This is a genomic window from Tunturiibacter gelidiferens, from assembly GCF_014201335.1.
Lineage (GTDB): Bacteria > Acidobacteriota > Terriglobia > Terriglobales > Acidobacteriaceae > Edaphobacter > Edaphobacter lichenicola_E.
The window spans coordinates 76,186-95,472 of record NZ_JACHEB010000011.1 but is presented as its reverse complement, the minus strand read 5'-3'; the positions used below and the strand labels follow the sequence as shown (position 1 = coordinate 95,472).

General features: G+C 56.5%; 15 protein-coding genes. 12 read left to right on the top strand and 3 right to left on the bottom strand.

Translation table 11 applies throughout. From position 1 onward, the window contains the following. Window positions 1–45: 45 nt before the first annotated feature. The 6 genes from HDF14_RS20285 (at window position 46) to HDF14_RS20260 (ending at window position 8,582) form a co-directional block, all read left to right on the top strand. The gene (locus HDF14_RS20285; protein WP_260698444.1) at window positions 46–2,286 is read left to right on the top strand and encodes a hypothetical protein; all 2,241 of its coding nucleotides are present in this window, start codon (window positions 46–48) and stop codon (window positions 2,284–2,286) included. Beyond that, on the top strand, window positions 2,286–2,933 hold the full coding sequence (locus tag HDF14_RS20280; RefSeq protein WP_183980318.1) for a trimeric intracellular cation channel family protein: 648 nt from the start codon (window positions 2,286–2,288) through the stop codon (window positions 2,931–2,933). Before HDF14_RS20285 ends, HDF14_RS20280 begins: the two co-directional genes overlap by 1 nt. 136 nt (window positions 2,934–3,069) lie before the next feature. Next, window positions 3,070–4,362 (top strand): FtsX-like permease family protein, encoded by a 1,293-nt coding sequence (locus HDF14_RS20275; protein ID WP_183980317.1) that lies wholly within the window; start codon window positions 3,070–3,072, stop codon window positions 4,360–4,362. Beyond that, window positions 4,355–4,837 (top strand): carboxymuconolactone decarboxylase family protein, encoded by a 483-nt coding sequence (locus HDF14_RS20270; protein ID WP_183980316.1) that lies wholly within the window; start codon window positions 4,355–4,357, stop codon window positions 4,835–4,837. Before HDF14_RS20275 ends, HDF14_RS20270 begins: the two co-directional genes overlap by 8 nt. Before the next feature lie 95 nt (window positions 4,838–4,932). Then, window positions 4,933–5,730, top strand: a complete 798-nt coding sequence (locus HDF14_RS20265; RefSeq protein ID WP_260698443.1) for an ABC transporter ATP-binding protein — start codon at window positions 4,933–4,935, stop codon at window positions 5,728–5,730. Window positions 5,731–6,113: 383 nt separating this feature from the next. Next, complete coding sequence (locus tag HDF14_RS20260) at window positions 6,114–8,582, top strand: ATP-dependent Clp protease ATP-binding subunit (RefSeq protein ID WP_183980315.1); 2,469 nt, start codon at window positions 6,114–6,116, stop codon at window positions 8,580–8,582. Between the two features lie 134 nt (window positions 8,583–8,716). On the opposite strand, the gene HDF14_RS20255 is transcribed toward HDF14_RS20260, so the two are convergent. Continuing rightward, window positions 8,717–9,013 carry a YtxH domain-containing protein gene (locus HDF14_RS20255; protein WP_183980314.1) on the bottom strand — a complete coding sequence of 99 codons (297 nt, stop codon included), beginning with the start codon at window positions 9,011–9,013 and terminating at the stop codon, window positions 8,717–8,719. Window positions 9,014–9,304: 291 nt separating this feature from the next. Beyond that, entirely contained in the window at window positions 9,305–10,021 is a 717-nt protein-coding gene (locus HDF14_RS20250; RefSeq protein ID WP_183980313.1) for a uracil-DNA glycosylase, read from the bottom strand. Window positions 10,022–10,144: 123 nt separating this feature from the next. On the opposite strand from HDF14_RS20250, the gene HDF14_RS20245 reads away from it, so the two are divergent. The 5 genes from HDF14_RS20245 (at window position 10,145) to lon (ending at window position 17,828) form a co-directional block, all read left to right on the top strand. Continuing rightward, window positions 10,145–11,455, top strand: coding sequence for an aldose 1-epimerase (locus HDF14_RS20245; RefSeq protein ID WP_183980312.1), 1,311 nt, complete (start codon window positions 10,145–10,147; stop codon window positions 11,453–11,455). A 178-nt stretch (window positions 11,456–11,633) separates the two neighbouring features. Next, complete coding sequence (gene tig / locus HDF14_RS20240; RefSeq protein WP_260698442.1) at window positions 11,634–13,067, top strand: trigger factor; 1,434 nt, start codon at window positions 11,634–11,636, stop codon at window positions 13,065–13,067. 15 nt (window positions 13,068–13,082) lie between these two features. After that, on the top strand, window positions 13,083–13,703 hold the full coding sequence (gene clpP, locus HDF14_RS20235; protein WP_256369948.1) for an ATP-dependent Clp endopeptidase proteolytic subunit ClpP: 621 nt from the start codon (window positions 13,083–13,085) through the stop codon (window positions 13,701–13,703). A 166-nt stretch (window positions 13,704–13,869) separates the two neighbouring features. Continuing rightward, a complete protein-coding gene (gene clpX / locus HDF14_RS20230; protein WP_183980311.1) occupies window positions 13,870–15,156 on the top strand; it encodes an ATP-dependent Clp protease ATP-binding subunit ClpX in 1,287 nt (428 codons plus the stop codon). A gap of 245 nt (window positions 15,157–15,401) precedes the next feature. Next, complete coding sequence (lon, locus tag HDF14_RS20225; protein WP_183980310.1) at window positions 15,402–17,828, top strand: endopeptidase La; 2,427 nt, start codon at window positions 15,402–15,404, stop codon at window positions 17,826–17,828. Between the two features lie 73 nt (window positions 17,829–17,901). On the opposite strand, the gene HDF14_RS20220 is transcribed toward lon, so the two are convergent. Further along, window positions 17,902–18,051: a lmo0937 family membrane protein gene (locus HDF14_RS20220; protein WP_183980309.1), complete on the bottom strand. Its 150-nt coding sequence runs from the start codon at window positions 18,049–18,051 to the stop codon at window positions 17,902–17,904. A gap of 297 nt (window positions 18,052–18,348) precedes the next feature. On the opposite strand from HDF14_RS20220, the gene HDF14_RS20215 reads away from it, so the two are divergent. Continuing rightward, entirely contained in the window at window positions 18,349–19,236 is an 888-nt protein-coding gene (locus tag HDF14_RS20215; protein ID WP_183980308.1) for an alpha/beta fold hydrolase, read from the top strand. Window positions 19,237–19,287 lie beyond the last annotated feature (51 nt).

The following is a 19,287-nucleotide window of genomic DNA, read 5'->3' as shown; positions in this document are numbered from 1 at the left end:
AATGAAATGCCGCTCAGGGCGAACTGCTTTAGACTCAGGATCAGAATGATGCGACGAGTGTTGGTTACGGGATTGGCGGTGGGGTGTTCCCTGCTGTCCGGGTGGGTGAGCGCGCAGGGTACGAAGCTGTGGAGCGTTGAGCGCTACGACGAGATGGAAAAGGGCAACGGTGAGGGTGTGGCTATCCGCAGCGATGGGCGACTGGAGCCAGGACCCGTGACTTCCCTGATGTATGAGAGCGGGAAGAGCTACGCGTGGTCGTTGGCGAGCGATGCTGCCGGGAACGCTTATGTGGGGCTTGGGGGCTCGGCGGCAGGGTCGGCGCTGGTCATGAAGGTGACACCTGCGGGGAAGGCGACGCAAATCTTTGCGGGGAAGGAGCTGGCGGTTCAGGCGGTTCATGTCGCGGCTGACGGAAGCGTGCTCGCGGCGACGTCACCGGATGGGAAGGTGTATCGGATTCCAGCGGATGGAGGGGCAGCGGCAGTTGTGTTCGATCCGGCGGCGACGGAGGAGAAGCCGAAGTATCTGTGGGACCTGGCGGTGGGAAAGGGTGGCGAGGTTTATATTGCGGCGGGGGCTCCGGCGGTAGTGTACCGAGTGCCTGCGGGGGGTGGCAAGGCAGAGGTGTTGTTCAAGACTGCAGATCAGCATATTCGGTGCTTGCTGCTGAGTGCTGATGGGACGCTGTGGGCCGGGTCGGATGGATCAGGTGTGGTGTACCGTTTTGCGACAGAGACAGTCGGGGCGAAGCCGTTTGCGGCGTACGCTGCGGGACGACGAGAGATTACTGCGCTGGCGATGGATGCGGCTGGGAATATTTACGCAGCGGGAGTTGGGACGAAGGGACACTCGACGCTTCCACCGTTGCCGGTGACGGGCGGCGTTGGGGTGACGATTACGTTTGTGCAGCCAGGGTCGTCGACAGCTGCGGGCGCGAATGCGCTGGTGCCGGATGGATCGGAGATCTACCGGATTGCGGCGGACGGCGCTCCGCAGAAGCTGCTGACGCTGAAAGATGATGTGGTGTATGCGCTGACGGTACGGAACGGGAGCCTGTTGGCAGCTACGGGAAATAGGGGCCGCGTGTATCGCGTGGATACGGATGGCAGCGGACGTTTTAGCGATGTTGCTCATTTGGAGGCATCGCAGGGGATGGCGTTTGGAGCAGTGAAGGATGGTTTGCTGATCGCTACCAGCAACAGCGGGAAGGTGTTTCGACTGGGTGATGCGGTTGCGACCGGCGCGACGTATACGAGCGACGTCTTCGATGCGCAAAGCTTCTCGCAGTGGGGACGTGCGGAGGTGAGGGCCGGTGCGCCAGCGGAGTTCGATCTGTTTGTGCGGAGCGGCAACGTCGAGAGTCCTCTGATGGGATGGAGCGAATGGGTAAAGGTGGGAACAGGTGGGAATTTCACGGTTCCAGCGGGACGGTTTGTGCAGTGGAAGGCGGTCCTCCGGCCGAGGGGCACGGTGGATGCGGTGGCGCTGAATTATCTCCAACGGAATCTCGCTCCAGTAGTGGACGAGGTGGTGGTACAGCCCGGAGCGCGGGTAGCGGCGGTTACTCCGGTCGCGGCGAATGCGACGGTACAGGTGGTCTTCCCTGCTGCTGCGGGAGCGGCGCCGGTGATCTTTTCCCCGGATGCGAGTTCCACTCCAATGACAGCGCAGAAGGATAAGACCGCAGTGACGGTTCGGTGGATGGCGCATGATGACAATGGCGATGACCTGATGTTTGCTGTGTGGTATCGCGGCGTGGGCGAGGCGAACTGGCGGCTGTTGAAGGACAAGATCTCGGAGAAGGTGTACAGCTTCGATTCGGCTCTGTTGCCGGATGGTAGCTATGAGGTGAAGGTGGTGGCAAGCGATGCGCCAGACCATACGGACACGGAGGCGTTGGCAGGAGAGCGGGCGAGCGAAGTGTTTGTCGTGGATACGACGCCGCCAGTGCCTGGAGTGCTGACGGCGACGATGGTGCGAACGGTTACGAAGAGCGGCGCCGGAAAAGCGAACGAATATTCCGGGGAGTCGATTCATGTGATGTTGGAGGCTCGGGATGCGACGTCGCCGATTGCGCATGCAGAGTACTCGATTGATGCAGGACCGTGGCAGTATCTGGAGCCGGTGGGGAAGGTTTCGGATTCGCTTGCAGAGCGCTATGACTTTATCGTTGCTGTGCCTGCGGTGGCTGCTCCAGTTGCCGACGCGAAGGAGCATGTGTTGGCGGTGAGAGTGTACGACCGGTATGAGAATGTGGTGGCTGTGAAGACGGTCGTGCGGTAATGGCGCTGCGAGACTGGTTCCCGAAGTACGGGCAGGACGTGGTGCTGCTGTCGGTTGACCTCGTGGGGACGTTTGTCTTTGCAGTAGAGGGGGCGCTGGCTGGAATTCGGGGCGAGCTGGATCTGCTGGGGCTGCTTGTGGTGTCGTTTGTGACGGCGCTAGGAGGAGGGACGGTGCGAGATTTGTTGATTGGAGCGGTGCCTCCGAACAGTATTCGCGACTGGAGATATGGAGCTACGGCGTTTGCGGGTGGAGCTGCGGTGTTTTGTTTTTCTCCGTCGTTTCAACATGTGCCGCAGCAGTTGTTGATTACGCTCGATGCGGCGGGACTGGCCCTGTTTGCGATGGCGGGTGCGGGAAAGGCGCTGGAGTTTGGAATCAATCCGATGATTTCTGTGCTTATGGGCGTGCTGACTGGTGTAGGTGGTGGGACGATTCGTGATGTGCTCATGGCGCGGGTGCCGGGAATTCTGAATACGGATATCTATGCCTCGGCTGCGTTGGTGGGAGCTGCGGTGATGGTGATTGGACTGGCGTTGAAGGTGCCTCGAACGATTGCGATGACCGTGGGTGGTGTTTGTTGCTTTGTGTTGCGGATGGCGGCGGTGGCGAGGCATTGGAATCTGCCTAAGGTGATAGCGCATTAGAATTAGTGTCCTGCCGGACGGCCCACTTCGCGTGGAGCGGTCACTTCGTGACTTCTATACCTTGTTCCGGCCGGTGAAAAGCGCGGGCCTCGCGTTGCTCGGCGCTCGAGGGATGTGAATAGTAAGCTGGGATTCGATGCGATTTGAATTTTTTATTGCGGCGCGTTATCTGCGGGCGAAGCGGCGGCAGGCCGTGGTGGGAGTGATCACGGCAATTTCAGTGATCGGCGTGGCTGCGGGTGTGGCTTCGCTGATCATTGCGTTGGCAATTACGAATGGGATGCGGAGGGATTTGCAGGAGCGGCTGGTGGGGTCGACTTCGCATGTGGATCTGATGCGCGTGGCTGGCGACGGAATACGGGACTGGAGGCCATTGCTGGAGCGGCTTCGCGGTGTACCACATGTGGTGGCGGCGGCTCCGGGATTGTATGGGCAGGTGCTGATTTCGAAAGGAGCCCGGAGTGGTGGCGGGTTAGTGAAAGGGGTGATTCCGGCAGATGAGAAGACCGTGGGGGATCTGCTGCAGAGCGTGGTGCAGGGCTCGGCATCGGCGCTCGAACCGTTAGCTCGGGGAGCGGCTCCTTGCGCGGATGGAGCGCGTCCGCGAAACGACTGTGGGGCCGGTGTGTCGCGAGAGATTCCGCCGATTGTGATTGGGCAGGATATGGCGGACACGTTGGGAGCAAAGGTTGGGGATGGGGTGCTCGTTACAAGCCCGCAGGGCGAGCTGACACCGCTAGGGCTGGTCCCGAAGTATGAGCGGTTTCAAGTGGCGGGGATCTTTAAGTCGGGGTTTTATCAGTATGACTCGAGCTACGCGTTTCTTGGGTTGGCGGATGCGCAGAGCCTGTTTAGCGAGCCGGATCTGATCTCGGTGATCAGCTTCAAGGTGGACGATCTTTATCACGCTGATCGTGTTGGTCGGGCGATTGAAGATGCGGCGGGTAAGGGGTTTCAGACAACGAACTGGATGGAGCAGAATCGGGAGCTGTTTCGTGCGTTGAAGCTGGAGCAGGTGGTGACGTTTATCGTGCTGGCGCTAATTGTTTGCGTGGCTGCGCTGAATATTCTGATCGCCTTGACAATGATGGTGATGGAGAAGACTCGCGATATCGCGGTTCTGATGAGCTTCGGGGTGCGGGCGGATCAGGTGCGGCGGATTTTTTTGATGCAGGGATTGTTGATCTCGGTGATTGGCACTTTGTTGGGGTTGATTGTTGGTTATGGATTGAGTTGGCTGGGTGGGCACTACCGGTTTATTCGGCTGGATGCAGCGGTTTACTCGATTGATTATCTGCCATTCGCGCCGCGGGTTCTGGATGCTGTGATTGTGGCGGCAGTCTCGTTGGGGGTGAGCCTCATTGCTACGATTTATCCAAGTGCAAGCGCAGCGAAGGTGCTACCGGCGGAGGCTTTGCGATATGAATGACCCGAGATTGAAGTATGGGCAGTTGGCGCCGGAGGGTTTGGCGAAGATGACGGCGCTGGAGCACTACCTGAATACGGAGACGGGACTAGAGGCTTCTTTGCTGGGGTTCGTCAGGCTGAAGATTTCGTTGATGAATGGGTGCAAGTATTGCGTTCGCGTCCATACGGCAGAGCTGAAGCGGGCGAATGAGACCGAGGAGCGGGTGGCGGGTGTTGGGGATTGGCGCGGGTCGGAGTTTTATACGAAGCGCGAGCGGGCGGCGCTGGCGTGGGCAGAGGCAGTGACGAATATCCAGGAAGGACATGCTCCGGATGCCGTGTATGACGAGGTAAGGGCGCACTTCGATGAGGTCGAGACAGTGAATCTCACGTTGGTGATTACGACGATGAATGCATGGAACCGCATTGCGATCTCACTGGGGAGACGTCCGGAGCAAGACGCTGCTAAGGGCGTCGGTGAAGAGATACATGGCTAAAAGGCAAATGCAGGGGTCTCTCCACTACGGCGGCAAAAGCGCCACCTCCAGTCGAGATGACGCTTCTATTGGGAATGGATGGATGAGGTGAAGATTTGAGCGATCCGCTGGATGGCGATGTCAGGTTTGAGAATGAGGGGACGCTGGAGCCGCTGCCGGTGGTGCGGGAGCGCACGGTGGTGATGCGTGCGGTGGGCTTGACGAAGACGTATGCGGCGGTCGCTGGGAAAAGTGGTTCGGGCAGAGCGGCGTTGGAGCTGTTTCGTGGGCTAGACCTGAAGGTACATGCGGGAGAGATGGTCGCGATTGTTGGTGAGAGCGGCGCGGGAAAGAGTTCCCTGCTGCATCTGCTGGCGGCGCTCGATACGCCTACGGCTGGAGAGGTTTGGTGCGGGGAGAGCCGATTGAGTTCTTTCACACCGCGGCAGGCAGCGGAGTTTCGCAATCGGGATGTGGGGTACGTCTGGCAATTTCATTATCTGCTGCCGGAGTTTTCAGCGCTGGAAAACATTGCGATGCCGCTATTGGCTCGTGGGATGAGATCGGCGGAGGCGCTGGAGAAGGCACGGTTCTGGTTGGGCGAGGTGGGGCTTGGGGATCGAGGGGAGAATCGTTCCGGGGAGTTGAGCGGAGGTGAACAACAGAGAGTGAGCGTAGCTCGGGCACTCGTAACGGAGCCGAGACTACTGCTTGCGGATGAGCCGACGGGCGATCTGGATGGGAAGACCGCGGAGGCGGTGTTCAGCTTGATTCAGCGCCTGCATGAGGCGCATGGCCTTACGAGTGTGCTGGTCACGCACAATCTGGAGTTTGCCGAACGGTGCGACCGGGTGTTGAAGCTGCGGGAAGGACGGCTCACGGACGGGCGAACGATGGGGCCGGGTCGCGTTTAAGCTGAATGGGTTCGTCGGGTTCAAGCTCTAGAGGGAATTGGCATTATTCGCGAGGTCAAAGCCAATTTAGGCCCTTTTACAGCTTCTTCGGGCTCGGAAAATCTTCGAATAGTGCAAGGACTGGTACTCGACAGAGAGGATGCACCCAATTTGGTGCTGGTTTTACACAGGCGACGTCTAACAAGAGTGCTAAGTTTATGCATAACTTTCGAGTGATTTCGAATATTTTGTACATGCGACTACACTAAGAAGTAGTGGGATGGATGCTTCGCAGGTTGAAGTAGCCTGAGTTGTCTCCGGGAGTGAGCGGTACGGAGACGGTTGTGGGACCAACGGCGCTATGCGGCCTTCGGGCTGGGTGGTGGCCGGCTTGAAGGGGATATATGTTCGAACGCTATACGGAGAAGGCGCGGCGAGTGATCTTTTTTGCTCGCTACGAGGCCAGTCAGTTTGGTTCGCCTTACATCGAGACCGAGCATCTTCTGCTCGGATTGTTGCGTGAGGACAAGGCATTGACGAACCGCTTTTTGCGGTCGCACGCGTCGGTGGAGTCGATACGCAAACAGATTGAAGGGCATACGACGATTCGAGAGAAGGTATCGACCTCGGTCGATCTGCCGCTGTCGAATGAGTGCAAGCGAGTGCTGGCGTATGCGGCAGAAGAGGCAGAGCGGCTCTCACATAAACATATCGGCACCGAGCATCTGCTGCTGGGACTGCTGCGCGAAGAGAAGTGCTTTGCAGCGGAGATTCTTCAGGAGCGTGGATTGCGGCTGCCAGCGATTCGCGAAGAGCTTCAGCGGACGACGCAGGAGAAGGCGCCTTCTTCAAGTGGCGGCAAGGGACAGCGCGGCGAACAGAGTATGCTGGCGGAGTTTTCGCGGGACCTGACGCAGTCGGCGATGGACCAGCAGCTGGATCCGCTGGTTGGGCGCGATAGCGAAGTTGATCGAGTGATCCAGATTTTGTGCCGGCGCACGAAGAATAATCCGGTACTAATTGGTGAGCCTGGTGTGGGTAAGACGGCGATCGTTGAAGGGCTGGCGCAGAAGATTGCCGATGGTGAGGTGCCGAGTTTTCTTGCCGACAAGCGTGTGCTGGCGTTGGATCTTTCGTTGATCGTTGCGGGCACGAAGTATCGTGGGCAGTTTGAAGAGCGGCTGAAGACGATCATGAAGGAGCTGATGGAGAATCAGAACTCCATTGTGTTCATCGATGAGTTGCATACTCTGGTTGGGGCTGGGTCCGCAGAGGGTTCACTCGATGCCGCGAACATTCTGAAGCCTGCATTGAGCCGCGGCGAGATTCAGTGCATTGGCGCGACGACGCCTGCAGAGTATCGGAAGTCAATTGAGAAGGATCGCTCGCTTGAGCGCAGATTCCAGGCGGTGAAGGTTCCTCCGCCGAACGAAGAAGATGCGATCAAGATCATCATGGGGATCAAGGAGAAGTACGAGAAGTTCCACGCGGTGAGCTATACCGACGATGCGATCACGTTCTCGGTGTCGCACTCCAGCCGGTATATTCCGGATCGTTTCCTACCGGATAAGGCGATCGACTTGATCGATGAGGCGGGTGCTCGCGTGAAGCTGCGGCAGACCTCGATGCCTGAGGAGTTGACCGAGGTGCAAAAGCGGATCAAGTTCATCGTGCACCGGATGGAGAACGCGATTGCGAATCATGAGTTCGAGAAGGCTCGGTTCTACTCGGATGAAGAGCGCAAGGAGCGGGAGAACCTGCGGGCTCTGCGGGACAAGTATCATCTGGATGATTCTTCGGCGGGGATCGTGACGCGCGGGGATATCGAAGACGTCGTGAGCCGCTGGACGGGCGTGCCGATTACGTCGCTGAAGGAAGAGGAGACGCAGCGGTTGCTGCGTGTTGAGGAAGAGCTGCACAAGCGCGTGATCTCGCAGGATAAGGCGATCTCGGCATTGGCGCGGGCTATTCGACGGTCGCGTGCCGGGTTGAAGAATCCTGCTCGGCCGATTGGAAGCTTCCTGTTCCTTGGACCAACCGGCGTGGGTAAGACAGAGATGGCGCGGACGCTGGCGCAGTTCCTGTTCGGTAGTGAGAAGGCGCTGATTCGCTTCGACATGTCGGAGTTCATGGAGAAGCACTCTGTGAGCAAGTTGATCGGTTCGCCTCCGGGTTATGTGGGCTATGAAGAGGGCGGGCAGCTTACAGAGCGTGTGAAGCGCAATCCGTATTGCGTTGTGCTGCTTGATGAGATCGAAAAGGCGCATCCCGATGTATTCAATCTGCTGCTGCAGGTATTCGAGGACGGGCAGTTGACTGATGGTCTGGGCAACACGGTCGACTACAAGAACTGCATCATTATCATGACCTCGAATATTGGAGCGAAGCATCTGCAGAAGCGGCAAGGGCTGGGCTTCCAGAGCGAGAAGGAAGACATGGTGCTGGACAAAATGGAAGAACTGGTGCGAGGCGAGGTGAAACGGACCTTCAATCCAGAGTTCCTGAATCGTCTGGACGAGATCATCATCTTCACATCGCTGTCGGATGCGGACCTGATGCAGATTCTTGAGCTTCTGGTGCAGCAGTTGAACGCGAATCTGGTGCACAAGGCAATCACCATTTCGGTGACCGACGATGCGAAGAAGTGGATCATCGAGAAGACGGCGTCGGATCGAAGCTATGGTGCACGACCTTTGCGTCGAGCGCTACAGCGGTTTGTTGAGGATCCTCTGTCAGAGGCTTTGATCGGCGGCGGGATCGTTGAGCGTCCAGCGTTCCTTGAGGTTTACATGGAGAACAACAAGCTGTTCTACCGTCCGATCGCTGCCGATGGCGAGGAGAAGGTAGCTGGGCTTGAACTGACTACTGTTTAGGTCTGGATAGTGAACGAAAAGCCCCGGCTAGCTCGCCGGGGCTTTTCATTTGGAATGTTGGCTCATCGCGAAACATCCCGGAAATCCGGGATGTTTCGCGTTCCAGAGAAGGCAGATTGGTACAGTGAAAAACTTTAGACCAGCGATTGAGCAGACTTTACAGCAGTGTTGACGGCGTCGCCTGCCTTGTCGACTGCGTATCCCACTTGGCCCTTGGTGCGCTTAATGGCCTTCTGGGCCTCGTCGCTGAGGCGCTCGGCTTGATCCTTAAGGTAGTTGCCCGCATCCTCCAGATAATCGCCAGCGTCCTCCGCTCTTTTGCGGATTTGTTTGCGAGTTTTGACTCCGGTTTGGGGAGCATAGAGGAGAGCGATTGCGGCTCCCGCGGAAACGCCGATTCCGAAGGCAAGCCAATAGTTCTTTGCACTCATTCGAATACCTCGTACGAGATTTAACGTCTCTGGATAGTTGGATTCGTAGGGGTGGTATTTGGTTGGATGTTTTTTGATATTGCGAAGCATTTGAAGCAGTTACGAGGAATCTTTCAAGATAATGGCGAAGCGGCTCCCTAATTTTGTATGTGCTGCGAGGATTCAGCAACGGCACGCTACATTGCGGAAGAGGTGAGTAATGAGAGACGTTGTAATCGCGCTTGTTTTTCTTGCAATGATCGTGGGGCCTGCATTTTTTGCCTTGGACGTATTCGGTGAAAAGAATCAGCTTTAGATAGACAATCCGGCCAGTTCCCTTGCCCGCAGAAAAACGCGCGTGAACATCACGCGGTTCAGGCGACCGGTGTTGGTGTTACGCAAAGATGGGTGGTAAGTGGCGAGAAGATGCAGACCATTCGGTAGAAGATATTCGGCTCCGTGCGAGAAGTGGTAGTCAGATTTTCTGGTGATGACGCCTGTTTGCAAGAGAAAGGCCATATATCCATCGAAAGCAATCTTTCCGAGGCACACGACGACGCGCACGCGCGGGAGGGCCTGGATCTCCTGGGCGAGGTGGGTGCCGCAGTTGCGAATCTCCTGCGGGAGAGGCTTGTCGCCGGGCGGGGCGCAGCGGACGACGGAAGCGATCCATGCGTGACGGAGCTTGAGGCCGTCGTCGCGGGTGACAGCGCGGGGCTTGCTGGCAAGCCCGAGTTCGTGGAGGACCGGATACATGAAGTCGCCGGAGCCGTCGCCGGTGAACGGACGGCCAGTGCGGTTGGCTCCATGAGCACCTGGGGCGAGACCGAGGATCAAGATTCGGGCTCGAGGATCGCCGAAGCCAGGTACGGGACGCGACCAGTAGGTCTGGTCAAGGTAGGCGCGACGTTTGGTTTCGCCAATACCACGACAGTAATCGCGAAGGCGTGGGCAGCGCTCGCAAGAGATGATGGTTTCGCGAATCTGCAGCAGGAGTGGGGACGTAGTTTGTGTGTTGGCTGGCGTCACTTTTCTAATGATAGTTGCAGGCAGACGGTCTAGACGGTGGGTGCGTCAAACAACTAAGTAGAATGATGTTCGTATGTCACGACGGGAATAGGCGGGAAGTTGGAAGATCCGAGACTGAGCAGGATGTATTGGGCGCTCCTGAAAGAGTGGGCCGCTAAGCGTCGCAGAAGCATATGGCATGTGGCAGTGATGCGCTCCGGCATGCTGACTATGCTGGTTTTGACGTTGCTGCTGGCGGGTTTGGCCTTTGGATGGCGAACCCACAGACTGGGACAGTTTGCGATGCTCAAGAAGCAGCTTCGGGCTAAGCCGAATCAGGATGTTGTGTTTCGTCCGGGTGGGCAGGAGGTTATCAAACTGCAGCGCACGCAGATGATAGGTGGAAGCGGCCCCGAGTTTCTGTCGGCTACTATACTGCCAGGACGCGGGATGAATATGCTGCAGATTTCTGCTTATCTTCCACAGAAGGGCGAGGTGAATCTGCTTGCCTCGCCGCCAGTGAGCGAAGCGACGGAACAGTTGGGCGGCGGTGGGGAGGACGCTACAGGAGCAAAGAGCCTGGCGATGGGCGCGGCGATTGAAATGCCCTGGGCAGGCCGTCTGTCGGGGACGCGGGCACCGGATGGGACCGATCTGACGGCTGTATGGCGAGGAGTTCATTTGAACCTGCCGACGGGCGTGAAGGATAGCTATGGGCTGGACGGTGCGGTAGCCGCCGGCGGTCTGCTGCTGAAGGAACCCTCCACCTCGGTAAAGACGAGTACTATGCCGGATGGAGGAGAGGCAAGAGCAACGTTTCGGCCCGGAAATTTTGATGGCCACTGGCTCTCGCAAACGGAGATTACTACGACGGTCGAGCTAAGCGGCCGGCTCATTGAGATCCGGATCGTCGCCCATAACATCGGCGATACTGCGGAGCCGATCGGGATCGGTTGGCACCCGAGGTTTGCCATTCTTAGCGGGCATCGCGGGCAGATGGTTTTGCGACTGCCGGAGGGACTGCGAGCGGAGGTGAAGGATCGCCGCACCGGTGAACTGAGTGGCCGCCTGCTGCCGGTTACAGGGACCGAGTATGACTTTACAGGCCGGAATGGAGCTCAACTAGGCGCCTTGAATCTCGACGACAGCTTTGTGCAGTTGAAGCGGGGCATGATGGCAGATGGGCCGGTAGCAGAGTTGCGCGATCCGGAGAGCGACTACGGGCTGCGAATCACCGCGACGTCACCTACCATCAAGGCTTTGCGGGTGTACGCTCCGCTCGATGGATCGTATATTTCGATCGAGCCGCAGTTTAACTACGACGATCCGTTCGGGCGAGAGTGGGCCAAACAGGAAGATACCGGGATGGTGGTGCTACAGCCGGGGCAGTCAACCCAGTGGAGGATTCGGCTAGAGATATTCTCGCTGAGCGCGGCCTCGCCCGAGCACTTTTAGAGCACTTCTCCGTGGATTGAACGATCGGATTGCGGCTTCGGGTCGACCGGAAGAGAGCGAAAGATGGCGCGAGGTTTGACCCCCTCAGTCCCGGACTCGTACAGTAGATAAGAGGCGTGGATCGCGCTCGTCAGGGTATCGGCGACGGTGCGGCATAAACAGACGCTGACTGGAAGGCATGGATTTGACCCCGACTGAGATGACAGAGACAAATGGGACTGCAGAGCTGCAGCCAGAAGTAGCGACTACGCATGAGCACGAACATCATGACCACGCTCACGACCATGAGCATGCGCATCAGCATGCACCCGCACTGAACCCCGAACTGACCCGCGAGATTGAAGTGGAGGTTGGCGCGGATGAGGTGTCGAAGAGCTTCAAGACCGTGGTGAAACGGTACCAGAAGCTGGCGAGGATCCCTGGCTTCCGTGCAGGCAAGGTACCTGAAACGCTGGTGCGGTCGAAGTTTGCCAAGGAAGTTCGACAAGAGGTTCTGGAGAGCCTGGTGTCGGAGCGTTTCCGTAAGGCGATCGACGAACAGAAGCTTCGCCCTGTGTCGGAGCCACAGTTGCTGGATCTGCAGTTATTCGACGGACAGCCGTTGAAGTTCAAGGCAGCGTTTGAAGTCGCTCCTGAGATCGACATTGCGGGCTACGACAATGTTTCGGTGACGAAGCCTGAGGCTGCGTTGACCGATGAGGAGTACGCCGCAGAGTTGGCCCGCGTGCTCGATAGCCATGCGACGGTTGAGCCGGTGGAAGAAGATCGGCCGCTGGTAGATGGCGACTGGGCGGAGATCCAGTTCCGCGGCGATATCAAGGATCTGGCGCAGACGGTGACCGAGGATGGAGTGCAGAACGCTTCGACCAACGAACCGATTACGGGCGAGAATGTGCTGATCGAGATTGGCGGGAAGAATACGCTGGCTGCCTTCAATGAAGCGCTGCGCGGAGCGAAAGCTGGGCAGGAGCTGAAGTTTGAGGTGGACTATCCGGCGGACTTCGGCGAGCGGCGTCTTGCGGGCCAGACGGTGAGCTACGACGTGACCGTGAAAGGCATCAAGCATAAGAGCTTCCCTGAGCGGGATGCGGAGTTCGCCAAGCAGCTGGGCAACTACGAGAGCTGGGATGAGTTCGAGACGAAACTCCGCGAGCATACGTCGGATCGCAAGAAGAGCGCCCTCGAGAATGCCGCGAAGGACAAGATGCTTGGAGAATTCATCGAGAAGTTCCAGTTCCCTGTTCCGGAGGCGTTCGTGCAGCAACAGATCGAGGCACGGCTGGATCGCGGTCTGCGTGCGTTGGCTCAACAGGGCATGAAGGTTGAGGATATGCGCAAGCTCGACTTCCAGCAGTTGCGCGCCTCACAGCGCGATCTCGCGGTGAACGAGGTGAAGGTTTCGATGATCCTCGACCGCATCGCCGAGGTGGAGGGTGTCACGTTGAGCGAAGAGGATCTGGAGCGCGAGCTGTTGTTGCTCTCGATTCAATCGCGTGAGCCATTGGAGACCCTTCGTGACAGGTTGTCGAACGATGGCGGTCTGGACCGGATTCGCGAGCAGATGCGGCGCGAGAAGACTGGAAGCGTGCTCTACGAGAAGCTGGCGTCGTAGAGTGAAGTTGTCGGATTGCTAACGGACAGAAAGAAAGAGAGTGTTATGGGACTAGTACCGATGGTGATCGAGCAGACGAGCCGGGGCGAACGCGCCTACGACATTTACAGCCGTCTGCTGCGGGACAACATCATTTTTCTGGGAACACCAATCGATGACAACATCGCGAATGTGATCATTGCGCAGATGCTGTTTTTGAGCGGCGAGGACCCGGAGAAGGACATTCAGCTCTACATCAACTCGCCAGGTGGATCGATCACGGCCGGCCTGGCGATCTATGACACGATGCAGTACATCAAAAACGATGTGGTGACCTTCTGCATAGGGCAGGCTGCCAGCATGGGCGCGTTTTTGTTGATGGCGGGCAAGAAAGGCAAGCGATTTGCCCTACCGAACTCGCGAATCCTGATCCATCAGCCTTCCATGGGGGGCTTGAGCGGTCAGGCTACCGATATCGACATTCACGCGCGGGAGATTCTGCGGATTCGCGAGATTACGAACAAGCTGATGAGCGCCAGCACGGGCCAGACGCTGGAGCGGATCGAGCGAGATGTGGAGCGCGACTTCATTATGACGGCCGCGCAGTCGAAGGAGTACGGGATTATCGACGACATCATCGATCGGCCTCGCACATAACTACGGCACTTGGATTGCAAGAGCCCGGGCCAACGGTTCGGGCTCTTGCGTATATGACTATTTCGGGGTACTGTCGTGCACCCTCGAACCATGCTTTGTAAGTTGAATCGGGTGTAAACTTACAGTAAGACTTTGTTGCGCGCACGACTCAGGAGTAGTCGCATCTATGAAAACTTCACGGGGCTCAGACGAATCTCTTCGCTGTTCTTTCTGCCATAAATCGCAGGACGCCGTTGCCAAGCTGATCTCATCTCCTTCGGACTATCCACGGGCATATATCTGTGATGAGTGCGTGGCGGTCTGCAACTCGATTCTGGAAGATGATCGCACTGAAACGCAGCCAGGTGCAGCGCCTGCTCACTTGCCTAAGCCTCAGGAGGTAAAGGCGTTTCTCGATGAGTACGTCATCGGGCAGGACCAGACGAAGAAGAAGCTCGCAGTGGCGGTCTACAACCACTACAAGCGCATTCAGATGAACAAGACCCGCGGCAACGATGTGGAACTCGCGAAGTCGAATATTCTGCTGGTAGGCCCTACGGGTTCTGGAAAGACATTGCTCGCGCAGACGATGGCCAAGATGTTGGATGTGCCGTTTGCGATTGTGGACGCCACCACCCTGACCGAGGCGGGTTATGTAGGCGAAGACGTTGAGAACATCATCCTGAAGCTTTTGCAGGCTGCAGACGGCGACGTGCAGCGTGCGCAAAGCGGGATTATCTACATCGACGAGATCGACAAAATTGGGCGCAAGGATGAGAACCCCTCAATTACCCGTGATGTTTCGGGTGAGGGAGTACAGCAGGCCCTGTTGAAGCTGTTGGAGGGGACGGTTGCCAATGTCCCACCCCAAGGTGGACGGAAGCATCCCCACCAGGAGTTTACTGCTGTTGATACGACAAATATCCTCTTCATCTGCGGGGGAGCGTTTGTTGGTCTCGAGAAGGTGATCGGGCGACGGATTGGCAAGAAGGCACTGGGGTTCAAGGCCATTGCCGATCCCGACGCGAAAGATGGAGATGTAACGCCGATTCGGGCTCAGCGAGATGCAGAACTGCTGCGTCAAGCAGAGCCGCAGGATTTGTTGAAGTACGGGTTGATTCCAGAGTTTGTTGGCCGGTTGCCGGTACTCGGCATCCTGGACGAATTGGATGAAGTAGCCCTAGTCGAGATTCTGACCAAGCCGCGCAATGCGATTTTGAAGCAATACACGAAGCTATTCGACTACGAGGGTGTGAAGGTGATCTTCACCGAAGAGGCTGCGCGAGAGATCGCTCGTGAGGCCCTGCAACGGAAGGTTGGAGCGCGCGGTCTGCGGATGATTCTGGAAGAGTTGATGCTGGATTTGATGTATTACGTTCCGGGGAACAAGAAGGTCAAAGAGCTTTCGATCACAGCGGAGATGGTAAAGAAACACAGTCTGACTCTCCCGATGCTATTGGAAAAAGCAGGTTAAGGAAATACGCGGTTGTGGAACGCGGATTGCTACGTATTGTTGTGTTTAATTTGATTTTTTCGATGTTCAGTGTGTCGCAACGGCTTAATCTGTCGTTGCGATTGCTGCTTAAAAGCGGATTGCGGTTTCAATTTTGATCGGGCGCATTTTGTGTAATACCTTTATACCGTCCGAGGAATTACAATCACCTGAAGCCGCGACGCCGTTGCATCATTTCCGGCGTTTTAACGTCTAATTGGAGAGAGATGACAAATCAACCAAAAAAAGCGCTAAGCGGCGATGTTCGCAAACTTCCGATGATGCCCATTCGTGACATGGTCATCTTTCCCCATATGATGACGCCTTTTGTCGTAGGACGCGAGTCCAGCGTTCGGGCCTTGGAAGAGGCGCTATCGGGTGACCGGAAGATCTTTCTTGCAACGCAGCACGACGCTTCCGTGGACGAGCCAAATGCAGACGATATCTACGAGACGGGAACGATTGGCAACATCGTTCAGAGCGTCAAGATGCCGGACGGAAACATCAAGGTGCTGGTTGAGGGTGTCGAGAGGGCACGCGCGACTGAGATCAATGATATCGATGGCTTTTTCGTAGCGACGGTTCGCACCGGCCAGACGCAGCTGGAGATGACTCCCCAGGTGGAGCAGTTGATGCAGCGGGTCCACTCTCTGTTTGAGCAGTATGTGAAGCTGCAGCAGTCGTTGAACTACGAGACGATGGCGGCGAGTGTGCGCGCGGATGAGCCTGCCAAATTGGCGGACACGATTGCGGCGAATCTGCAACTGTCTATCGAAGAGAAGCAGCAGCTTCTCGAAGTTTTCGATCCGGAGAACCGGCTGACGAAAGTTGCGGATGTGCTCGATGTGGCAATCGAAAAGCTGAATATGGATCGCACCATTCAGTCGCGTGTAAAGCGGCAGATGGAGAAGGCTCAGAAGGAGTACTACCTCAACGAGAAGATCAAGGCTATTCAGAAGGAGCTTGGTCGCGGAGAGAAGTCAGAGTTCGATGAGCTGAAGAAGAAGATTGAAGCAGCGGCGATGCCGAAGGACGTTTTGGAGAAGTCGCTTCAGGAGCTGAAGAAGTTGGAGGCGATGCCCCCAATGTCGGCTGAGTCTACCGTGTCGCGGAACTATCTGGACTGGTTGCTCGCTGTGCCTTGGAAGAAGCGGTCGAAGGAGATTCGGTCGATCGAGCATGCAGAACAGATTTTGAACGAAGATCACTACGGGCTGGAGAAGATCAAGGAACGGATCCTTGAGTTCCTTGCGGTTCGTCAGCTGGTGAAGAATCCGAAGGGATCGATTCTCTGCTTCGTTGGGCCTCCGGGTGTAGGAAAGACTTCGCTGGGGATGTCGATTGCCAAAGCTACGGGCCGTAAGTTTGTGCGCCTGTCGCTGGGCGGCGTTCGGGATGAGGCCGAGATTCGCGGGCATCGTCGAACTTACATTGGGGCGTTGCCGGGACAGATTATCCAGTCGATGAAGAAGGCTGGGACCAAGAATCCGGTGTTTATGCTGGATGAGATCGACAAGATGGCTTCGGACTTCCGCGGCGACCCAGCAAGTGCTCTGCTGGAGGTACTTGATCCGGAGCAGAACACTTCGTTCCAAGACCACTATCTGGACGTTGAATACGACTTGTCGCAGGTTTTGTTCGTCGCGACGGCGAATGTGCTGCATACGATTCCGGGGCCGTTGCAGGATCGCATGGAGATTCTGCGTTTGCATGGATATACCGAGATTGAAAAGCTGGAGATCGCCAAGCAGTACCTGGTGAAGAAACAGCGGGAAGCCACTGGGCTGACGGACGAACAGATCATCTTCGAAGACGACGCACTGAAGCTAATCATTCGTGGCTATACGCGCGAGGCTGGTGTTAGGAATCTGGAACGCGAGATCGGAAATGTGTGCAGGAAGGTTGCTCGACGCGTGGTGAAGAACGGCGCGGAGCATAAGGAGACAATCACCGGGGAGAACCTTGGGGAAATTCTAGGCGTAGCGAAGTTCCGCGACTCGCAGGTGCATGAGAAGAGCGAGGTTGGTCTTGTCACGGGCCTCGCCTGGACGGAGATGGGTGGGACAATCCTTCAAACCGAGGTCCAGGTGCTCGACGGCAAAGGCAAGATGACCGCGACTGGGCAACTCGGCGATGTGATGCAGGAATCGGCCCAGGCTGCTTTGACCTATATTCGTTCGCGCTCCCATCATCTCGGTTTGGCGAAGGATTTTTATAAGAACGTGGATATTCATGTGCACGTACCGGAGGGAGCGATTCCGAAGGATGGTCCGTCGGCTGGCATTACGCTAGCCACTGGGCTTGCGAGTGCGCTTACCAAGATCAAAGTGAGACGGGATATTGCTATGACCGGTGAGATCACGCTGCGCGGCAAGGTGCTTCCGATCGGCGGCCTGAAGGAAAAGCTGTTAGCCGCGCATCGGGCCGGAATCTTCGAAGCAATTCTGCCTGAGGAAAACCGCAAGGACATGGCGGATCTTCCTGAGTTGCTTAAGACAAGCATGAAGCTGCATTTTGTCGAGGAGATGGATCAGGTGCTGAAACTTGCGCTTGAGGGCAATCTCCCCGAACTGCAGGAAGAAACTCCTGAAGCCCTCGCAAACGTTATGCCTTCAGCTGGGATCGAGATTCCTCAGCCTATCGCGCATCAGTAGATTTAACTAGTTCAACAACAAGGCCGAGCCCCGATGGGTTCGGCCTTTGTCTTGGATGTTTGTTCATTTCGAGCTAGACGGTGCGTCTGCCGCTAACAAAATTCATGATGATCGAGATTAAAGCAAAGATCAGCAGAAGATGAATGAGGAAGCTGCTCACGTGAAGAACGAAAAACCCACCAAGCCAAAGCAATACCAAAACGACAGCCAGAATGAGAAACATAAGTGACCTTCTTTCTTGCTACAAGTTGCCGCGGGTCGCGGTATGGCTACAAGTCATATGAGGTGCTTTGGCGCTGAATCGTTGCTCCTTCAGCCAAAATTATCGCTGCGAGCAGCCAATCTATAGCTAAATTGCTGGCTAAACTCGGAAGTTGGGCTTTGTTTCATCCATAACTTCCCCATTTTTTCCGGCATCGTTCTTTCTCTCTGAACGCTCCAATCAGCGTAATCGTAAGGGCCTGGATATATTGGGGTGGCTTTCGTCATCCCTGCAAATTTATTGAAATGGAGATGCTCGATGACAACTACGCCCACTTCTGCACGATTCCCTGTTCACTACAAAACGGTTCGAGTGAACGAACAAGACGTGTTCTACCGAGAAGCAGGCCCAGAATCCGCGCCTACGATCCTTCTCCTCCACGGATTTCCCACTTCGTCGAATATGTTTCGTAATCTGATTCCGTTGCTTGCGAACTCATTCCACGTCGTGGCTCCCGACTACCCCGGATTTGGTTTGAGCAGCATGCCCGACCACAAGAGTTTTGCTTATACGTTTGAGAATCTGACGAACATCGTGGAGGGGTTCGTCAAGGCACTGAACCTCACGAGATATTCGCTATATGTGATGGACTACGGCGCGCCCATCGGTTATCGGCTTGCGTTGCGTTTACCCGATCGGGTGCAGGCTCTCGTCGTGCAGAATGGCAACGCATATGAGGAGGGACTACTCGAATTCTGGAATCCGATAAAGACGTATTGGGCTGATCCCACGCCGGAGAACCGGAAGGCACTCAACTTTCTGGTCGATCAAAAGTCAACCCAATGGCAATACGAAACCGGAGTGGCCGACAAGACATTGCTCGATCCGACGGCTTGGGTTTTAGATCAAGTCGGGCTGGACCGTCCTGGGAATCTCGACATACAGATGGATCTCTTTCTCTCGTATGGATCCAATGTGCCGCTGTACCCGGAGTTTCAGGCCTTCTTCCGCAAGTATCAGCCGCCCACACTCATTGTCTGGGGCAAGAACGATTTCATCTTTCCGCCTGAAGGTGCAGCCCCATACAGTCGCGATCTGAAGAATCTCGAGACACATTTATTGGACACCGGCCACTTCGCCCTGGAGACGCATGGCGGAGAGATCGCGGATCGGATCGAAGGCTTTCTCCTTAAGCAGAAACTATGAAGTTGCTTGACAGCTCATGTAGCGCTGAAGCGTCTCTTCGCTGCTGCACGG